We start from the raw sequence: 17860 nt of genomic DNA on the forward strand, positions 1-17860 counted from the left end.
AATCAGGAGCTTATTATGAGGGAAGGTAGTAACCTTGAGTTTAAAGAAACCTGGAGGGACGAATATTTAAAAACTTTAGCTGCATTTGCTAATAGTAGCGGAGGGGAAATGCTTATTGGGGTGGATGACAAGGGGCGTTCTGTAGGAGCGAAAAATAGTGAGCGGCTTTTGGAGGAGCTACCAAATAAGATACGGGACAAACTTGGCTTAATTACATCAGTTGAAGTTGAAGACTTTGAAGGTAGGGAGATTGTTAAAGTTGCCGTTAAACCCTCTTTTGTGCCAGTATCTTACAATGGAAAGTTTTATGTAAGAACAGGCTCCACAGTTCAGGAACTCAAGGGTAATGAGCTTATCCAGTTTATACTAAAGAGGCAAAACCTAAGCTGGGATGCTTTACCATCTAAAGCAGGAGTGGAAGAGATTGACACAGAGACCGTTGAGAGATTTAAAACACTGGCAACAAAGAGGCTCCCCGACATATCAGAAGCTGACTCTGTAGAGAAAGTTCTCTCTAATCTTGATCTTATTGAGAATGGCAAACTGAGAAATGCAGGTGTTCTGCTCTTTGGCAAGAACCCCCAAAAACACCTTATGATATCTGAGGCTCGTGTAGGTAAGTTTAAATCGAATATTGATATATTGGATACGGTTACAGCAAAAGGCAATCTCTTTAAACAGCTTGATATTCTTTTTGATGCTGTCAAAAAACATCTTAATGTCAAATACGTGATAAAAGGACAGCTTGAAAGAGAAGATTTATGGGATTATCCTCTTGACGCTGTAAGGGAAGCCATTATTAATGCTCTGATACACAGAGACTATCTTGACAATGCAGATATTCAGATACGAGTTTATGATGACAAAATACGATTCTGGAATCCCGGGCTGCTTCCAGAAGGAATAACTATTGATATGTTAAGAACTGACCACGAATCACGACCGAGAAATAAGCTGCTGGCAATGATTTTCTACTTTGCGGGGCTAATAGAGCGATGGGGGAGTGGAACGAAGCGAATGATAGACCTGTGCCGTGCTCAAGAGCTTCTAGAGCCAGAGTTTAGGGAAGAAGGAGCGGGGTTTGCAGTAATCTTTTATAAAGATATTTATACAGAAGAAAATTTAAGAAAGATGGGGCTGAATGAGAGACAAGTTAAAGCAGTTATGTATGTGAAAGAAAAAGGGAAGATTGCCATTGCCGATTATAAAGAAATATCTCCGGATGTTTCTAAAAAAACACTTTATAGAGATTTACAAGGGTTGGTCAAGAAGGAAATTCTTCACGAGGTTGGAGACAAAAAGGGTAGAAGGTATGAATTGCGATAATAGACGATTGTTGGACATATTGGACAAATATTAGACATTTATTGGGCATATAAAATTAGGAATTGTGAATTAGAGAATAGGGATTAGGAATTTTGAATGGTGAATTATGAATTAGTTTGGGGGAGATTGAGGGGTTACTATGATTAAGACTGAAGAGATGGAAAAGTTACCAGAGGGGTGGAAGAGGGTAAGATTTAAAGACTATGTTTACTTTCAGGAAGGGCCTGGTTTAACTTCTGATTTGTTTGAAGGTAAAGAGGAAGGAATTCCATTTTTGAATATTAGGTGCATCCAAGAAAATAGGATTCTAAAAGAAAAACTTCAATATATTGATGAAAAAATAGTAGGAAAGCATTTTAGGCACTTTTTGCTTGAAGAAAACGATCTTGTTGTATCCAGTTCAGGAACTTTGGGTAGATGTATATTTATTAAAAAAGAAAACCTTCCTTTGCTTTTAAATACTTCCATAATCAGAATGAGGCCTTTAAATCACGCATTAGATAGAATGTATTTAAAGTATTATATTGAATCAGAATATTTCCAGAAAGGAATATACCGACTAAGTACAGGAAGCGCACAAAGTAATTATGGCCCTTCTCATTTAAAAAAAATATATATTTTTCTTCCTCCTCTTCCCGAACAGCAGAAAATTGCTGAAATTTTGGAGACGGTAGACAATGTCATAGAAAAGACTGACGCCATTATTGAAAAATATAAACGCATAAAACAGGGCTTGATGCAGGATTTGCTAACCAGAGGTATCGTTATGAATTATGAATTAGGAATTATGAATTATGGATCGGAATTGAGAAAACATGAATCAGGAATTATGAATGATGAATTGGGAGTTGGGAGCCATGAGTCAGAAATCGGGAATTGGGAATTGAGGGATGAGAGAAAGCACAAATTCAAAGATTCGTTACTGGGCAAGATACCAGAAGAGTGGGAAGTGGTGAGTTTGGGAGATATTGGAAAAATAATAACAGGAAGTACGCCACCAACTTTAAACTCTGAGTATTACGGAGATCATTATTTATTTATATCCCCCGAAGACATTACAGATAGCAGATTTATAGGTGATTCTCAAAAAAAACTTTCTGAATCTGGCTTCAAAATTTCCAGACCTATACCCCCTAATTCTATTTGCACTGTGTGTATTGGCTCAACCATTGGAAAAGTAGGTATGACGACAAGTATATGTACAACAAATCAACAAATAAATTCTATCGTACCTGATACAGATATTTGTAATCCCGATGCTTTATTCTATCTTGTTCTATTTTATTCGCAAACTCCGTTGAAGCAAGAAGCAGGATTACAAGCTGTTCCTATAGTTAATAAAAGTAGATTTTCAAGAATCCAAATCCCCCTCCCTCCTCTTCCCGAGCAACAACGTATTGCTTCTATACTCTCTCAGGTTGATGAGGTGATAGAAAAAGAGCAGAAATATAAAGAGAAGCTTGAAAGAATAAAACGGGGGTTGATGGAGGATTTGTTGACTGGTAGGATAAGGGTGAATAGTTTAATCGAACATGGTTATATTGAAAATGGAAAATAAAAATGTTCATCACGACCGTCGTTCTATCCGTTTAAAAGGATACGATTACTCCCGACCAGGGGCATATTTTATTACCATTTGCACCAGTAATCGGGAATGTTGGTTTGGAGAAATTATTGACGATAAAATGATTTTAAACGAATATGGGAAAATCGCAAAACAATGTTGGATAGATATACCTGTGCATTTTCCAGACGTCATGTTGGATGAATTTATTGTTATGCCTAATCATATCCATGGGATTGTTGTAATTAATAGAACCAATAAACCAAATCCCGTAGGGGCGAATAACCATTCGCCCTCGAATAGCCATTCGCCTGTCAATGTAGGGGCGAAAAATTTTTCGCCCCTACAATCATTAAAATCACCGTCACGATCTATTGGTTCAATTGTTCGGGGGTTCAAAATAGGTGTAACAAAAAGGTTGCGAGATAAAACACCAGAAAAATTTCCACCACACCATTCTATCTGGCAACGGAATTATTACGAACACATTATACGCAACGAAGACGAATTAAATGGGATTCGTGAGTATATTTATTGTAATCCCTTAAAATGGTTAAATGATAAGAATTATAAAATAAGGTAATGATATGTATAAAAGGCTTGATGAAGAATATTATGTAGAAAATCCTTTCCTTGCTCAGCTTCAAAAATTGGGCTGGAAGACTTACAGACAGAATAAAGATGACCCAGAAGATATAAGGGAAATCGCATCTTTCAATTCCTCCCTTGAGCCTGCCTTTGGTGAGCGTATAAAATGGCGAGAGACTTTTAGAGAGGTAGTCCTTGAGGATGTTTTAAGGGAATCTATCCAAAGAATAAACCCCTGGATAGAAGAAGACCAGATAAATGAAGTGGTAGGAAGGATAACCACCTCGCAAGCTCGCTCTCTTTTAGAAGCAAACAGAGAAATCCACGATTTACTTCTGGAAAATACTTCAGTATTTGAGAACCGGAAAACTGGAGAAAAAAGCCCCACAGTCAGGTTCATAGATTTTATAAATCCAGAGAACAATTCTTTTATTGCCATTTCTCAATTTAAGGTCAATATCCCAGGGACCGAAAAGCATATAATACCTGATATTGTGTTATTTGTGAATGGTTTGCCTTTAGTGGTTGTAGAATGCAAATCTCCGGCAATAGCAGACCCCATCGCAGAAGCTATAACCCAGCTTATGAGATATTCTAATAGAAGAGGGGTAAAAGAAGGTAACGAGAAGCTCTTCTGGTATAACCTTTTTACGATTGCCACTTCTAATCAGGTGGCAAAATACGGAACCATAACTGCAGAATATGAGCACTTTGTGGAGTGGAAAGACCCTTACCCTTATACTTTATCAGATATAAATTCTCGAGGAAATATCACCAGTCAGCAGGTTCTAATTCAGGGTATGCTCACCAGGAATAATCTCCTTGATATTCTCCACACTTTTACCGTCTTCAAGGAAGACCCTAAAAGCGGTGTGGTAAAAATTGTGGCAAGATACCAGCAATTTAGAGCGGTTAAAAAGATAATAAAAAGGCTGGAGGAAGGTAAAACTCCTGAAGAGCGAGGAGGGATTGTCTGGCACACTCAGGGCTCTGGAAAATCAATGACCATGATGTTTACTGTAAGGGAAATGTATCATCACCCCGAATTCAGAAATTTCAAAATTGTCTTTATAACCGATAGGAAAAATTTAGAGAAACAATTGAGAGAGACGTCAAAAAGTGTGGGTTTTACTGTTCATCTTGCAGGAAGCGTAAAAGAACTTCAAGAACTTTTAAAGACCGATACTCCAGACCTGGTAATGGGTATGATTCACAAATTCCAGGAAAGGGAGCTTGAAGTCGAATTTCCAGAGCTTAATAAGTCCCCTAACATTCTTATTATGATTGATGAGGCGCACAGAACCCAATACAAACTTTTAGGAGCTAATTTAAAGAAAGCTTTGCCCAATGCTATAAGGATAGCTTACACTGGCACGCCCATTGCAAAAACGGAAATGACTTTTGGTGAATATATAGATAAATACAGTATAAAAAGAGCGGTAGAAGATGGTGTGACTGTTGAGATTGTCTATGAAGGAAGAGTTCACAGTGCTGAACTTTCCGATGAAGAAGCAGCCAATACTAAATTTGAGGATGTCTTTTATATGCTTGATGCAGAACAAAAGACAAAAATTATGGGAAGATACACGTGGCGTGCATATCTTGAAGACGAGGATGTGATAAGGGACAAAGCAAAAGATATGATAGACCACTATGTTACCCATATATTCCCCAATGGCTTTAAGGCTCAGGTTGTGGCTGTATCAAGACATGCTGCCATAAGATATAAGAAAGCTCTGGAAGAAGCGTTAAAGGAAAAAATAGAGGAGCTGAAGAAGAATAACCAGAAAGGGATAGATATAGAGCAACTTGAGAGATTGGAAGTTGGTGTAGTTATATCCGAGGGAGATAACGATCCACCTGAATATTATGATTATACCGATGCCCATAAGCAGGATAGGATAATAGAGAGCTTTAAACTACCATTTTATAAAACCGATGATACTGGTGTTTTGGGAGATGTAGGTATTTTAGTAGTGCAGAATATGCTCATCACAGGTTTTGATGCTCCTGTAGAGCAGGTTATGTATCTGGATGATGTGATTAAGGAGCATAATCTGTTGCAGGCCATCGCAAGGGTAAATAGAGTTTACAAAAATAAAAGTTGTGGCTTTGTTGTAGATTATGTCGGAGTTTTAAAGCATTTGAAAGAATCTCTTTCTATCTATGCTGATGAAGATATAGAGGAAATTACCCAGGTTGTCAAAGATAAAGCTAAAAGTATCGACGATTTAGGGTTCGCCCACAGTCTTATCAACAATTTCTTTAAAAAATACGGAATTGAAGATTGGAGAAATAACATAGAAGAATGTATAGACCTTCTGGTCGATGAAGAGGTAAGAAATGAGTTTATAATGCTGGTAAAAAACTTTAACCGGGCAATGGATGCGGTGCTTCCTGACCCTATAGCCTTAAAATATATTACAGACCTGAAAATTATAAATTTCATCAAAGAGTCGGCGAGAAACAGATATAGAGATGATAAACTGAGCATAAAAGATGCGAGCAAGAAGATAAGAGAAATTGTTGAAGAATATCTGATATCAAAAGGCGTTGACCCAAAAATACCACCAACTCCTCTTTTTGACGATAAATTCATTGGTAAATTAAAAAAACAAAAATCAAACAAGGCAAAAGCTGAAGAGCTTACATACGCTATTTTAGAACATATTGAAAAGCACTTCGAAGAAGACCCGGAGTTTTATGAGAGGTTTTCTGATAAGTTGAAGAAAATCCTTGAAGAATACAAAGAAAACTGGGAAGTTCTCGCCATCGAGCTTGAAAAACTCAGAGAATCGATGAAAAGAGGAAGAGAAGCTGAGGAAACCTTTGGTTTGGAGCCAAAGAAAGAGCTACCTTTTTTGGGACTATTGAAACAGGAGATATATGGAAAACAGCCTGTTGAAGCACTGAGCGAAAAAGACGTTAACTTTCTAATTGGTTTGACTAGAGACGTGATTGAGCTTATCAAGAGAGAAACTCAGATGGTTGATTTCTGGGAAAGCTCCTTTAAGCAGAAGAGATTAAAATCGTATATCATATCTCATCTACTAAAATCTGTTCCAGCTTCTCCCGCACCTTCAAAAGAAGGAGATAAGGTAAAGGAAACCCCTGCATCATATTCATCGGGTGCCAGTAATGTGGTATTCGGGAAAAGAAACGAAATAGCTCAAAAACTAATAGAGCTTGCTTATCACATTTATGGAGAATAGATTTATGGATATCGAGATAGAAAAAATAGTACGAACAAAAAGAAAAACCATTGCTTTACAGGTAACAGATGACGCTACGCTGATTGTAAGAGCACCCCTGGATATCAATGATAGCACGATTATGAAGGTAGTTCTTGACCATAGAGAATGGATTGAGGAAAAGAAAAGGGAAATTGAAACGAGAGACCCAAAATTCTCTCCTAAAGAGTTTGTCAATGGAGAAGGTTTTCTCTATCTAGGGAGATATTATAGATTGAAAATAGTAGATAGCCAGGAAGAGCCACTAAAATTCGAGAATGGCTTCTATCTCTCCCGAGATGCGCTACCCCGGGCAAAAGAAGTATTTGTCAAGTGGTACAAAAAAATGGCTTACGAAAAAATTTCTGAGAGAGTCTGCTGGTATGCGCAAAAGAGGGATTTTAAGTACCGTAAAGTTAATATTACCAATGCCCAGAAAAGGTGGGGCTCTTCCTCTTCTTGCGGAAATTTAAATTTCTCATGGCGACTGATTATGGCTCCTTTGCTGGTAGTAGACTATGTGGTTGTCCATGAACTTGTTCATCTGGAAGAGAGAAATCACGCAAAATCATTCTGGAACAAGGTTAAAATGTTGATGCCTGACTACGAAAAACACAAAGATTGGTTGAAGCAGAACGGCTATTTGTTGAGGCTGTAGTATTTGATTTAATCACTCAGGAGCTTTCATCCTTAGATATACACAACCCTAGAAGGTGAAATTATGATTAACGCAGATGTTATTAGGGCATACCGGAGAACTGCAGCTGACTTTGACGAAACTGAGCATTTAAAAGAACACCTGCATTTGTTAAAGCAAGTTCGTAGTCCTTTTTATTTAGACCTCGATGATTTTGATAGAATTTTAAGATGGAAATTGAGACAACAATACGCAAGACAAAAAAGTTTGAGAAGCAAGAATACCGAAGATATTATAAGGGATATTACCTGTTTAGCTTTTAATATCTCGCATGAGGATGAGGATTATGAGCTCGAGCTTCGGCTCCGATTATTGACTGCCCTTAGAGGAGTTGAAATCCCGGTAGCTTCTGCTGTGCTCGCTTTGTGTTATCCCGAGCAATATGCAGTTATTGATTTTAGAGGGTGGCGCCAGATGTTTGGGGTGGAAAAACGGAACTTTTCCATCAATGATTACAAACGATACTTGAAAGAAATCAAGAGACTTGCTGCTGAGCTGGGATGGTTACCTCAAGAAGTGGACTTAGCAATCTGGGAGTATGACCGCCAGAGTGGTAGAAGATAAATTATATATCCTCTTTTGGGAAAATACAGGAATACATCTGCTACTGAGGTTGCAGTCGGTGGTGCTATAGCGCTGACTCTTTATACTGGAGCACAGAACATAATAATGAACCTGCAGCCCAATGCTGGTTTTCTCATAATAGCAATGTTCCCATTTTTTGGAATTATCTGCGCCACTGGACTTTATAGACTTTTAATCCTGACCAGGGATTGAAAACGGGGTTTGTTTCAAACTCTGTATCCTTAAGTGGTTGAGCAACTTCTACGGGAAGGTTCTCGTCAACTTTGAATTTCATTTAGCTACCCGATTCAATAACAATATGGCACTCTTTGGCTAAAAGTGCAGCATAAGCCAATGCGGCACTAATATCTTCGGGATGAAAGAGAAGGATAACCTTTCAAAATCTCTTCCCGGCTAACTTCTTCAGAGAGGTTATTCAGTATTACTGAGACAGGAATCCCAGCTTGCAAAGAGGCCGAAGATTTCCTTAATACGAGCTCAACTGATTAGAATGGTTTTCTGAAGAGAGAGGTACTTCCCCTGCACCGGGCAGATATTTTCTATGATATAATTGAACAGGGTGGTAAAATTGGCTTATCAAATCATGATAGTGAAAATAGAGGCTCGCTCTCACCAGGCGCCTAAGGTGCAGGAGTGCTTAACCAGATACGGCTGCAACATTAAAACCCGTTTGGGGCTTCACGAAACCTCTCCGGAATACTGTGCCGAAGACGGACTGGTAATCTTAGAATTAACCGGTAAAAAGGAGGAAAACGAACAGCTGAAAAAGGAGCTGGAAAGTTTAGAGGGAGTTACTGTTCAATATCTGGAGATTTAGCATTGATTTTTGTTACTCCAGGAACCAGCGCTTCCGGTTTACCGGGGTTTATTCTAATCCCCTTCACAGCTACTGTTTTATTTTCTTCATTAATGTTCTGAATGATGCCCAGACCCACTTCTTCTCCTCTTTCGGTGTAAAGCCCGCAGATGGAAAAGAGCAAGGAAGAAGGGTTAATAACCCGGCATTTATTATTTACTTTTTCTTCTGGAAAAGCACTGAGGATGAGGGAAAAGGTGGAGGAGAATTTGAAAGTAGGTGTGCCATCGCTTAGCTGATATTCTTGCAGGAAGAAATAAGGATGATAAGGTGAGAAGAAACGGAAATTTTCCCACCCCATTTCCCAAGTTTTTCCGGACGAGAAATATAAAGAGAAAAGCCGTTCCCTGTAGCTGCGCCTCTTCTCATAATCTTTTCTAGAAGTCTGGGAAGAGGGGGGTAAAGTCCAGAACTGGTCTCCATAAAACTTTTTCAGTACTTCAAATTCTTCATCATATCCGATACCTAAGACTAATTCTGGCTTGATCGATTTCATCTTTAACATTTTGAGACGAAGACCAGATAAAGAAAAAATCAAACCACAGGTATCAATCAGAGTAACCTGCGATTTAGAAGAAGCCATTTTGGCTAACTCAGCAGCATATAAAGCAGTAGCTTCTATCCTTTTTTCTGGAGTTACATCTCCCACAAAGCGAAAGTAGGGAGTGAATAACCTTTCTCGAAGAGAAAGGGGGAATTTTTTAGACACCATTATCATCCCTACAGTGGTAGGAGGACCGACATTAGATTGCCCCAGATCTGAATCTACCCATCCCACTTTTTTACCTTGAGAGACAAAAAAAGAAGTGAGCAAGCGGATTAAAGTGGTTTTCCCCCGGTCTGGTGGAGCCACTACCATAAGTGTTCCTCGAAAATTATTCAGAGCATGGGGCAAAAAACTCCATTCCGGGGGCCAGAGCATCTTTTTTACCTCTAATATCTGAGGAGTTGAGAGATGGTAACAAACTTATAACCTTCTCTTCTTAAGTCCTCAATAACCTGGGGCAGAACCTCAACAGTTGTTGCTAAGTTGTGAAAAAGAATGATAGCTCCGTCTTTTACTTCTTTTTTGACCTTTTCCAGGATTTCTTCTTCAGTGAGCAACCAATCTTGAGAGTCTACCCACCACAATAAGATGCTGTAGCCGGTTTGCCCACAGGCTTCTTTTACTTTGTCATTTACCATTCCCCCCGGAGGACGGAAGTATAGAGGGACCTGGCCGGTAGCTCGGTAAATAGCTTCTTCTGCCCGCTTAATATCCTCTACCAGGGTTTCCACTGAATCATCACTCGACCAGCAATGAGAGAATGAGTGATTACCTATTTCATGTCCTGCAGCTACAATCTGGCGAGCAACTTCAGGAGACTTTTCTACTTGAGAACCAACCAGAAAAAAAGTAGCTGATACTCCATAATTATCTAAAATTTTCAACACTTCTTTAGTAAAAGGACTGGGAGCATCATCAAAAGTCAGGGCTACTTCCTTTCTGACTTGAGAGTTTCCCCCCAGAGAGCGAACCAGATTGAGACCAAAGATATCCTCTTCTGTTTCTATGCTAATTACTTCTTCCTGGAGAAAAAGAATTAAAAGGATAAGACATGAAATCCAAACTAATATTTTTAATTTGCGCATCAGGGTTTTATGATATCTTGCAGTTTTTCCTCCACAGTTTTTTTAGGTACATATCCTACTATTCTTCCCACCTCTTTACCTCCGTTGAAAATTAAAAGGGTAGGGATAGCTTGAATGCCATATTTAATAGCAATTTCCGGAGCATCATCGGTATTTAATTTACAAACTTTGACCTTTCCCTGCCAGGAATTAGCTATGTCTTCTATGATAGGAGCCATCATTCGGCAGGGCGTGCACCAGGTGGCCCAGAAATCAACCAATACTGGAATCTCTGAATCCAGCACTTCTTCTTTGAAATTATCTTTGTTTAATTCTATCATGTTCTTTACGCTCCTTTCTGACCCATCTTTAACTCTTTACCCTGGATTAACCTCTGGATATTTCCTTTGTGCCTCCAGAACACGAGCGCTGCGGCAAATATTCCCCAGACTATAAACTCTGGAGGCTTTCCCCACAGGTAAAGGAAAACGGGCATCAAAAGAGCACCGCTCAGGGAACCTACGGAGGAGTAGCGGGTAATGGATGCCATGACCACCCAGACGAGAAAACAAAGAAGCGCCGATTCCCAGGAGAGGTAAAAAAGTATCCCTAAAGTAGTGGCTACTCCTTTCCCTCCTCGGAAGCGGAGAAATATAGACCAGTCATGACCGACAATCAAGAGAAAAAGAGCTAAAAACCAGAGATAGGGATTGGGTAGAAAACGAGTGGCTAAATAAGCGCCTAAAAATCCTTTTGAGGCATCTCCCACGCCGGCGATAAGAGCGGGCAGGAAACCTGCTACCCGGGAAACATTGGTGGCACCAATACTGCCACTCCCATATTCTCTTATATCCACACCTTTGGTTATCCAGCCCACTATCAACCCACAAGGGAAAGAACCTAAGAGGTAGTTGAGAGGCAAGACCCACCAGTTGACCATTGATATCACTCTCCGTAGCGAGAAAAGACTAAAGTGCCGTTATGGCCTCCGAATCCGAAAGAATTGGAAAGAGCGCTCCTGATTTTAAGAGGAAAAGCTTGACCGGGGGTGTAATCCAGATCGCACTCCGGGTCTTTTTCTTCCAGATTAATAGTGGGGGGAATGATGCCGTGATAAATGGAAAGAGCAGTAGCTGCTCCCTCCAGTGCTCCTGCTCCCCCCAGAAGATGTCCGGTCATAGATTTAGTGGAACTAATTTTAATCTGGTAAGCTCTTTCTCCAAAAACTTTTTTAATGGCCAGGGTTTCCACTTTATCATTTAAGGGAGTAGAGGTACCGTGAGCATTGATATAATCGATATCTTCTGTGGTTAAGCGGGCATCTTCTATCGCCAGCTTCATAGACCGGGCTGCTCCTTCTCCTTCTGGATCAGGGGCAGTAATGTGGTAAGCATCGCAGGTGGAGCCATATCCTTTTAACTCAGCGTAAATTCGTGCTCCTCGCTCTCTCGCCTTGTCTTCCTCTTCTAAAATTAGTGCTGCTGCTCCCTCGGCCATTACAAATCCGTCTCTTGTGCGGTCAAAAGGGCGGGAAGCTTTAGCCGGATTATCATTATGGGTGGAAAGGGCTTTCATAGCGCAAAATCCAGCAAAAGCTAAAGGAGTAATAGAAGCTTCTGCTCCCACTACTACCATCAAGTCTGCTTCTCCTCTCTGAATGATGCGCAGAGCTTCTCCTAAGGCATGGGTAGAAGCTTCGCAAGCGGTAGAAACACAACTATTGGGTCCTTTCAACTTCAACTGTATCGCCACATTGGCTGCCCCCATGTTAACTATCATCATGGGAATAAAGAAAGCACTGACTTTTCCCGGACCTTTAGTTAAAAGAATCTGGTGCTGTTCTTCAAAAGTCTGGATTCCCCCGATGCCTGAGCCTAAAATAACCCCTGCTCTCTCTCTATCCAGATTCTCAAGAGATATGGAAGCATCTTGCATGGCCATAAGGGAAGCACAAACTGCAAACTGGGAAAAACGGTCCATCCTCCGGTATTCTTTGCGGGGGAGGAAGTCTTCGGGGTCGAAATCCTTTACTTCTCCGGCCATCTGACTATCAAAATCTCCAGGGTCAAAGCTTTTAATTCTATCAATTCCTGATTTACCCCCGATGAGCGATTGCCAGAATTTATCTTTGCCACTACCTACCGGACTTATTACTCCTATGCCCGTGACTACTACATTTCTTTCCACCTTAAAACCTCCTTTACCATCGGATAAGGGCTGAGCCCCAGGTCAAACCGGCGCCAAAACCAACCAGGAGCACTAAATCACTCCTTTTGATTTTCCCCTCCCGGTATGCTTCGTCCAAAGCCAGAGGAACGGAGGCTGAGGAGGTGTTACCATATTTATGAACATTCACAAAAACTTTCTCCTCGGGAATGCCCAGCCTTTTAGCTGCCGAATTAATGATTCTAATGTTGGCCTGATGAGGAATAAAAAGGCTCACCTCATCTATTTCTACCTGGCCTCTTTTTATTACTTCTAAGGAAGCCTCTTCCATAATTTTCACCGCAAATTTAAATACTTCATTTCCATTCATTTTTATATAGTGCAATCGGCTATTAACGGTATCCAGAGAAGCTGGCATTCGAGAACAACCGGCGGGGAGTTCCAGAAGATGAGCTCCTCCTCCATCAGAGCCCAGGTAAGTAGCTATAATTCCCTCTTCTTCGCTCAACCCCAGGACTGCTGCTCCTGCCCCATCGCCGAACAACACACAGGTAGAGCGATCCTCCCAGTCTAATATTTTAGAAAGGGTCTCTGCTCCCACCACTAAAGCTTTTTCTCCCCCTCCCCCCCGGAGATATTTTTCAGCCAGGGATAAAGCGTAAACAAACCCTGTGCAACCTGCTTCTAAGTCAAAACTGGCGGCTTTATGAGCTTTTAACTCTCTCTGCAATAAGCAGGCTGTTGCAGGAAAAAGCATATCAGGAGTAACTGTAGCCACTATTATGAGGTCTAACTCTTCAGGAGAAACTTGAGCAGCCTGAAGCGCCCTTTGAGCGGCAAGCAAGGCAAAGGTAGAAGTACTTTCTTCCTCCTGTGCTATTCTTCTTTCTTTGATACCGGTGCGAGTGGTAATCCATTCATCGCTCGTATCTACCATTTTTTCCAGGTCAAAATTAGTAATAATTCGCTCTGGCACGCTGGAGCCTGTTCCTAATATTTTTACCTCACCATTGCTCAATCTTCTGCCTCCTCTTTTATCAGAGAAAAACCTATTTCTCCTTCTGCTACTATTGTTTCATTCACTCGTGCTACTCCTTTTAACTTACCAATTCCTCTCCGCACCTTGAGGAGAGTTACCTCCATTACTAACTGGTCTCCTGGTATAACCGGACGGCGGAATTTAACACCATTTAAAGAGGTAAAATAAGGAATACATCCCCGAAACTCTTCCATGTTCATCATCATAGTGGCACCTACTTGAGCCATGCTCTCTAAAATCAAAACTCCTGGCATAACAGGTTTTCCCGGAAAATGCCCCTGGAAAAACCACTCATTCATAGTCACATTTTTTACCCCCACAACTTTATCGTTCTCCAGAGATATTATTTTATCTACTAAGAGGAAAGGAAAGCGGTGAGGCAGTATTTCCTGGATTTTATTTACATCTAATTCCATTTCCACATCCTCCCGATTAGCATATTTTACCCCTAATAATGTATATGAACTGAGTCAAATTAGCAAGGAGCAATATCGATTATTATAATTAACTGCAAAATCCATGGCAACATCCTTATATTCGGTACTCCATTTATCTGTATTGTACTCCGGGGCTTCCCCTCGCACGGCGGTGCAGAACGGAGCTATGAGGAGGCATCTCCCTTCATAGTCAATTTCACCCTAACCCTCTTCCCGGAAGGATTTCCCTCCTCCCGTCGTTTCCGAGATCTTCAGTAGGTATCCACCCCTTCTGTCGTCGTTCCCGAAATTTTTAGCGGGGAATCCATGTATTTAAAAACCATGGACCCCTGATAGAGGCATTCAGGGATGACGACCTCCTTTTTTTGTCATTCCCGAAATCTTTTATCAGGCATCCACGTTTTTGCTTTTTCTTTGGTTTTAAAAACCATGGACTCCTGATAGGCATTCAGGGATGACGAACTTGAGGAAACCTCACCCTGATCCTCTCCCCCAGAGAGGAAAAGAAAGAAGCGAGGGGTGGTGAGAAGATTTAATCAGGCATCTAAAATCACAGGTTGCTTCACGGGAACGGGGATACAACTAAGAGGTTTTAGAGGGGACTATAGAGAATATGATGAAATAATTTATTGAGGCTCTACAAAAATTGAACTTTATTTGACATTTCAGGGGATTTTATATAGTATTTGTTTGGTTATATTGTTTAGATTGTAATTTAGGGAACCTGCGGCGAGGAAGATTTTCTGAAACCAAGGGTAGCAAATATTTAATGCCTGGTTCTACCTCAACCGTAGGGCCGGGCATTATTTTTTTGGGAAAGGAAGGCGAAGAAAATGAGCGTCAAAGAGTGGATGGGTAACATTATCAAGGAAGAGGAGAATGAAAAGTTTTTAGAAGGGGGAAAGGACTTTATTAATGATGAAGAAATAGAAGAGCTTCTCCAGAAAAACCGTAATCCCGAGCCCCAAAAAGTGCGAGACATCATTGCTAAATCACTATCTCTTGAGCGCCTGGAGCCCGAAGAAACTGCTACATTATTAAATGTAGAAGATGAAGATCTGTGGGAGGAAATGTACCGCGCAGGAGGAGAGATAAAAAGAAGTGTTTATGGGGACAGGATAGTGACTTTCGCTCCTCTTTACTGTAGCAATTTCTGTGTTAACAGTTGTCTGTACTGTGGTTTCCGTCGGGATAATAATCTACAGAAAAGACATCGCTTGACTTTAGAAGAAGTACGAAGAGAAACTGAAACCTTGGTGTCCTTAGGACATAAGAGATTGGTAGTGGTCTACGGAGAGCACCCTCTCTCTGATGCTGATTATATTGCGAGCACCATTCAAACCATTTATGATACCAGAGTAGGAAATGGAGAAATCAGGAGAGTAAATGTCAATGCTGCTCCTATGGACATATCCCGGTATAAGATTTTGAAAGAAGTGGGAATCGGGACTTTTCAGGTTTTTCAGGAAACTTATCATCATGAAACCTATCGACAGCTTCACCCCTCAGGAATAAAATCCAACTATCAATGGAGGTTGTATGCTCTCCATCGAGCTCAAGAAGCAGGGATTGATGATGTGGCTATTGGAGCTCTCTTTGGCTTATATGATTGGAAGTTTGAGGTGATGGGGCTTCTTTATCACACCATTGATTTAGAAAAACACTTTGCTGGAGTTGGCCCCCATACTATATCTTTTCCTCGCTTAGAGCCAGCAGTGAACACCCCTTTAGTGGAAGAAACTAAATATCGGGTATCCGACCGGGACTTTAAGCGCCTGGTGACTGTTATCAGACTTTCTGTCCCTTACACGGGAATGATACTCACTGCTCGAGAACCGGCTTACATCCGCCGGGATGTGATTCCAGTGGGGTGCACCCAGATTGATGCCTCCACTCGCATTGGTATTGGAGCTTATAGCGATAACTCGAATGAGCAGGAATTAGAGCGTCAACAATTTCAAATTGGAGACCCTCGTTCTTTAGACGAAGTAATTCGGGAGTTAGCACAAATGGGGTATATAACTTCTTTTTGCACTGCTGATTATCGTTGTGGAAGAACGGGGAGGTACTTTATGGATATAGCTAAAAAGGGTAAAATCCACTATTTCTGCATTCCTAACGCCATTTTGACTTTCCAGGAATATCTGGAAGATTATGCCTCTCCTCAAACTAAAGAGATAGGAGAAAAAGTTATCCAAGAGCACCTATCCAGCCTTAAGGATGGAATAAAGCCTAAAGTAGAAGAATATTTACAGAGGATAAAAAAAGGTGAAAGAGACCTGCGAGTTTGAGAAATGGCTTGAGCAAATAGAAGAAAAAATTAAGGAACTTCCTGTAGAAGAGAAGCTGGAAATAATAGCAGAAGAGATTTACTCCCGCTATGACGCACGGGTGTGGTTCAGCGAGATTTCAGGGAAGAGATGGTCATATATTGCGGGGTGGGGAGGATACGACCCCACCCCCGTCCATCAAGTTCTTCTTTCTTCTCGCTATGGCATGACCATAGAAGAAGAGAGGATTCCAGAGGCAGAAAGAGAAGCTCTTCTCTCTTTCCTTAAAAGAGGGCTCTTTACTTAGCTTTTATTCTTTCCACTATTTCCAGAGTTTCTCCCATTGGTCCAGAAAAATAGGCATACTTGAATCCACCGCTTTCTGTGAGGGGGAGAGTGAAATTTATCCCTTTTTCTTTCAACTTTTCGTAGGTTTCTTCTACATTGGAAGTGGCTAAGGCCAGGTGAAAACAGGTAGAAAAGTTGAGTTCTTTTTCTTCTGGCCGATGGGGAGCGATGACCTCCAGTAGAGTGTTTCCTAAAGAGAGGAAAACAATATCCGATTGCTCTCCTGCATCATAAAATCGCTCTTCCACTTCCAACCCTAAAATGCCGCAATAAAAATCAAGAGTTTTGTCGAGATCGTTGGTTTTGATAGCTACATGATGTAAACCTTGAAATTTCATGAGTTTCCTCCTATTTTATTATTATAGTTAACCGCAATACAGCCTGCGGCGCAAACTTAAAGCAAAAGAGATGTAAAATACTAAACCCAATTACGCTGGAGAGAAAACACTCCAGCGGCGTGGCGATCTGGTTTTTAGATTCTCTCTAATAGGAAAAACGCGATTGCCACGCCAAGCTAAACTAAACTACAAGGCTCGCGATTGACCTTTGGGGAGATTGCCACAGACAATACCAACTATAGGGGGAAAAGACCCCCTATAACCCCCAGACACACAAAAACTCACAAAAACCTAAAAGACTGAAAATCAAAACTACTGGGAAGAAAAGATTTCCCAGTATAGGGGAAAACCCCCTATAACCCCCTAAGAAAATAAAAACCTGAAAAAACTAAAGAAGTTATAGTATCCCTTGCTGTGTGACGATTTTCCATTTTTAGCTTCCGATGTAATTTGCCTTTAACCAACTTTGCGGGATACTATAACTTCGCTACTGAATTTCCTATACTTGGTAAGCACTTTTTCTTTTGCCACCTCAAATTCTCCTGAAAGCCGGATATCTTCCGAAGAACTGCCTATCATAACCTCAAAAACCCCTGGCTCCACTATTAGCCTCATAAACTCATCGTAAAAAGCTAATTGCTCAGGGAAAAGAGTAAATATAACTTCTTTTTCTTCACCAGGCTGGAGAGTAAGGCGCTTAAATCCTTTGAGCTCCTTTACCGGTCGCTCCACTGAGGCTACCCGGTCGTGGATATACAGTTGCACTACTTCATCTCCCACTCGACTTCCGGTATTTTTGACTTTA

General features: G+C 40.8%; 19 protein-coding genes. 9 read left to right on the forward strand and 10 right to left on the reverse strand.

Going from position 1 to position 17860, the window contains the following annotated elements; genetic code table 11:
* The 6 genes from GXZ17_RS10120 to GXZ17_RS10145 form a co-directional block, all read left to right on the forward strand.
* On the forward strand, positions 1-1326 hold a 1326-nt coding region (locus GXZ17_RS10120; protein ID WP_409377164.1), incomplete at its 5' end, for an ATP-binding protein.
* 139 nt (positions 1327-1465) lie between these two features.
* Entirely contained in the window at positions 1466-2884 is a 1419-nt protein-coding gene (locus GXZ17_RS10125) for a restriction endonuclease subunit S (RefSeq protein ID WP_409377165.1), read from the forward strand.
* Positions 2874-3473 carry a transposase gene (locus tag GXZ17_RS10130; RefSeq protein ID WP_409377166.1) on the forward strand — a complete coding sequence of 200 codons (600 nt, stop codon included), beginning with the start codon at positions 2874-2876 and terminating at the stop codon, positions 3471-3473. Before GXZ17_RS10125 ends, GXZ17_RS10130 begins: the two co-directional genes overlap by 11 nt.
* A gap of 4 nt (positions 3474-3477) precedes the next feature.
* On the forward strand, positions 3478-6690 hold the full coding sequence (locus GXZ17_RS10135) for a type I restriction endonuclease subunit R (protein ID WP_409377167.1): 3213 nt from the start codon (positions 3478-3480) through the stop codon (positions 6688-6690).
* A gap of 4 nt (positions 6691-6694) precedes the next feature.
* Positions 6695-7366, forward strand: a complete 672-nt coding sequence (locus GXZ17_RS10140; RefSeq protein WP_409377168.1) for a M48 family metallopeptidase — start codon at positions 6695-6697, stop codon at positions 7364-7366.
* A gap of 63 nt (positions 7367-7429) precedes the next feature.
* On the forward strand, positions 7430-7969 hold the full coding sequence (locus GXZ17_RS10145; protein ID WP_409377169.1) for a hypothetical protein: 540 nt from the start codon (positions 7430-7432) through the stop codon (positions 7967-7969).
* A gap of 362 nt (positions 7970-8331) precedes the next feature.
* Here GXZ17_RS10145 and GXZ17_RS10150 read toward each other — a convergent pair whose 3' ends face one another.
* A complete protein-coding gene (locus tag GXZ17_RS10150) occupies positions 8332-8439 on the reverse strand; it encodes a DUF433 domain-containing protein (protein WP_409377170.1) in 108 nt (35 codons plus the stop codon).
* A gap of 134 nt (positions 8440-8573) precedes the next feature.
* On the opposite strand from GXZ17_RS10150, the gene GXZ17_RS10155 reads away from it, so the two are divergent.
* Positions 8574-8807, forward strand: a complete 234-nt coding sequence (locus GXZ17_RS10155; RefSeq protein ID WP_409377182.1) for a hypothetical protein — start codon at positions 8574-8576, stop codon at positions 8805-8807.
* Here GXZ17_RS10155 and GXZ17_RS10160 read toward each other — a convergent pair.
* The 7 genes from GXZ17_RS10160 to fabZ are packed head-to-tail and all read right to left on the reverse strand — an operon-like array spanning position 8782 to position 14078.
* A complete protein-coding gene (locus tag GXZ17_RS10160; protein WP_409377171.1) occupies positions 8782-9768 on the reverse strand; it encodes a Clp1/GlmU family protein in 987 nt (328 codons plus the stop codon). The genes GXZ17_RS10155 and GXZ17_RS10160 overlap by 26 nt on opposite strands.
* 11 nt (positions 9769-9779) lie before the next feature.
* Positions 9780-10478 (reverse strand): polysaccharide deacetylase family protein, encoded by a 699-nt coding sequence (locus tag GXZ17_RS10165; protein ID WP_409377172.1) that lies wholly within the window; start codon positions 10476-10478, stop codon positions 9780-9782.
* On the reverse strand, positions 10478-10798 hold the full coding sequence (gene trxA / locus GXZ17_RS10170; protein WP_409377173.1) for a thioredoxin: 321 nt from the start codon (positions 10796-10798) through the stop codon (positions 10478-10480). Before trxA ends, GXZ17_RS10165 begins: the two co-directional genes overlap by 1 nt.
* A 5-nt stretch (positions 10799-10803) precedes the next feature.
* On the reverse strand, positions 10804-11397 hold the full coding sequence (gene plsY, locus GXZ17_RS10175; RefSeq protein WP_409377174.1) for a glycerol-3-phosphate 1-O-acyltransferase PlsY: 594 nt from the start codon (positions 11395-11397) through the stop codon (positions 10804-10806).
* A gap of 5 nt (positions 11398-11402) precedes the next feature.
* The gene (gene fabF, locus GXZ17_RS10180; RefSeq protein ID WP_409377175.1) at positions 11403-12644 is read right to left on the reverse strand and encodes a beta-ketoacyl-ACP synthase II; all 1242 of its coding nucleotides are present in this window, start codon (positions 12642-12644) and stop codon (positions 11403-11405) included.
* Between the two features lie 13 nt (positions 12645-12657).
* Entirely contained in the window at positions 12658-13641 is a 984-nt protein-coding gene (locus GXZ17_RS10185; protein WP_409377176.1) for a beta-ketoacyl-ACP synthase III, read from the reverse strand.
* A complete protein-coding gene (gene fabZ, locus GXZ17_RS10190; RefSeq protein WP_409377177.1) occupies positions 13638-14078 on the reverse strand; it encodes a 3-hydroxyacyl-ACP dehydratase FabZ in 441 nt (146 codons plus the stop codon). Before fabZ ends, GXZ17_RS10185 begins: the two co-directional genes overlap by 4 nt.
* Positions 14079-14932: 854 nt before the next feature.
* Between fabZ and hydG the strand changes: the two genes are divergently transcribed.
* Both hydG and GXZ17_RS10200 read left to right on the forward strand, forming a co-directional pair.
* On the forward strand, positions 14933-16390 hold the full coding sequence (hydG, locus tag GXZ17_RS10195; protein ID WP_409377178.1) for a [FeFe] hydrogenase H-cluster radical SAM maturase HydG: 1458 nt from the start codon (positions 14933-14935) through the stop codon (positions 16388-16390).
* Positions 16368-16676, forward strand: a complete 309-nt coding sequence (locus GXZ17_RS10200) for a hypothetical protein (RefSeq protein WP_409377179.1) — start codon at positions 16368-16370, stop codon at positions 16674-16676. Before hydG ends, GXZ17_RS10200 begins: the two co-directional genes overlap by 23 nt.
* On the opposite strand, the gene GXZ17_RS10205 is transcribed toward GXZ17_RS10200, so the two are convergent.
* Both GXZ17_RS10205 and GXZ17_RS10210 read right to left on the reverse strand, forming a co-directional pair.
* Complete coding sequence (locus GXZ17_RS10205; protein ID WP_409377180.1) at positions 16669-17055, reverse strand: VOC family protein; 387 nt, start codon at positions 17053-17055, stop codon at positions 16669-16671. The two genes, GXZ17_RS10200 and GXZ17_RS10205, sit on opposite strands and share 8 nt — an antisense overlap.
* Before the next feature lie 456 nt (positions 17056-17511).
* Positions 17512-17860: fibronectin type III-like domain-contianing protein (locus GXZ17_RS10210; RefSeq protein ID WP_409377181.1), on the reverse strand; the 349-nt coding region annotated here is incomplete at its 5' end.

It is taken from the genome of Candidatus Sordicultor fermentans (assembly GCF_012728195.1).
GTDB lineage: Bacteria > Atribacterota > Atribacteria > Atribacterales > Caldatribacteriaceae > Sordicultor > Sordicultor fermentans.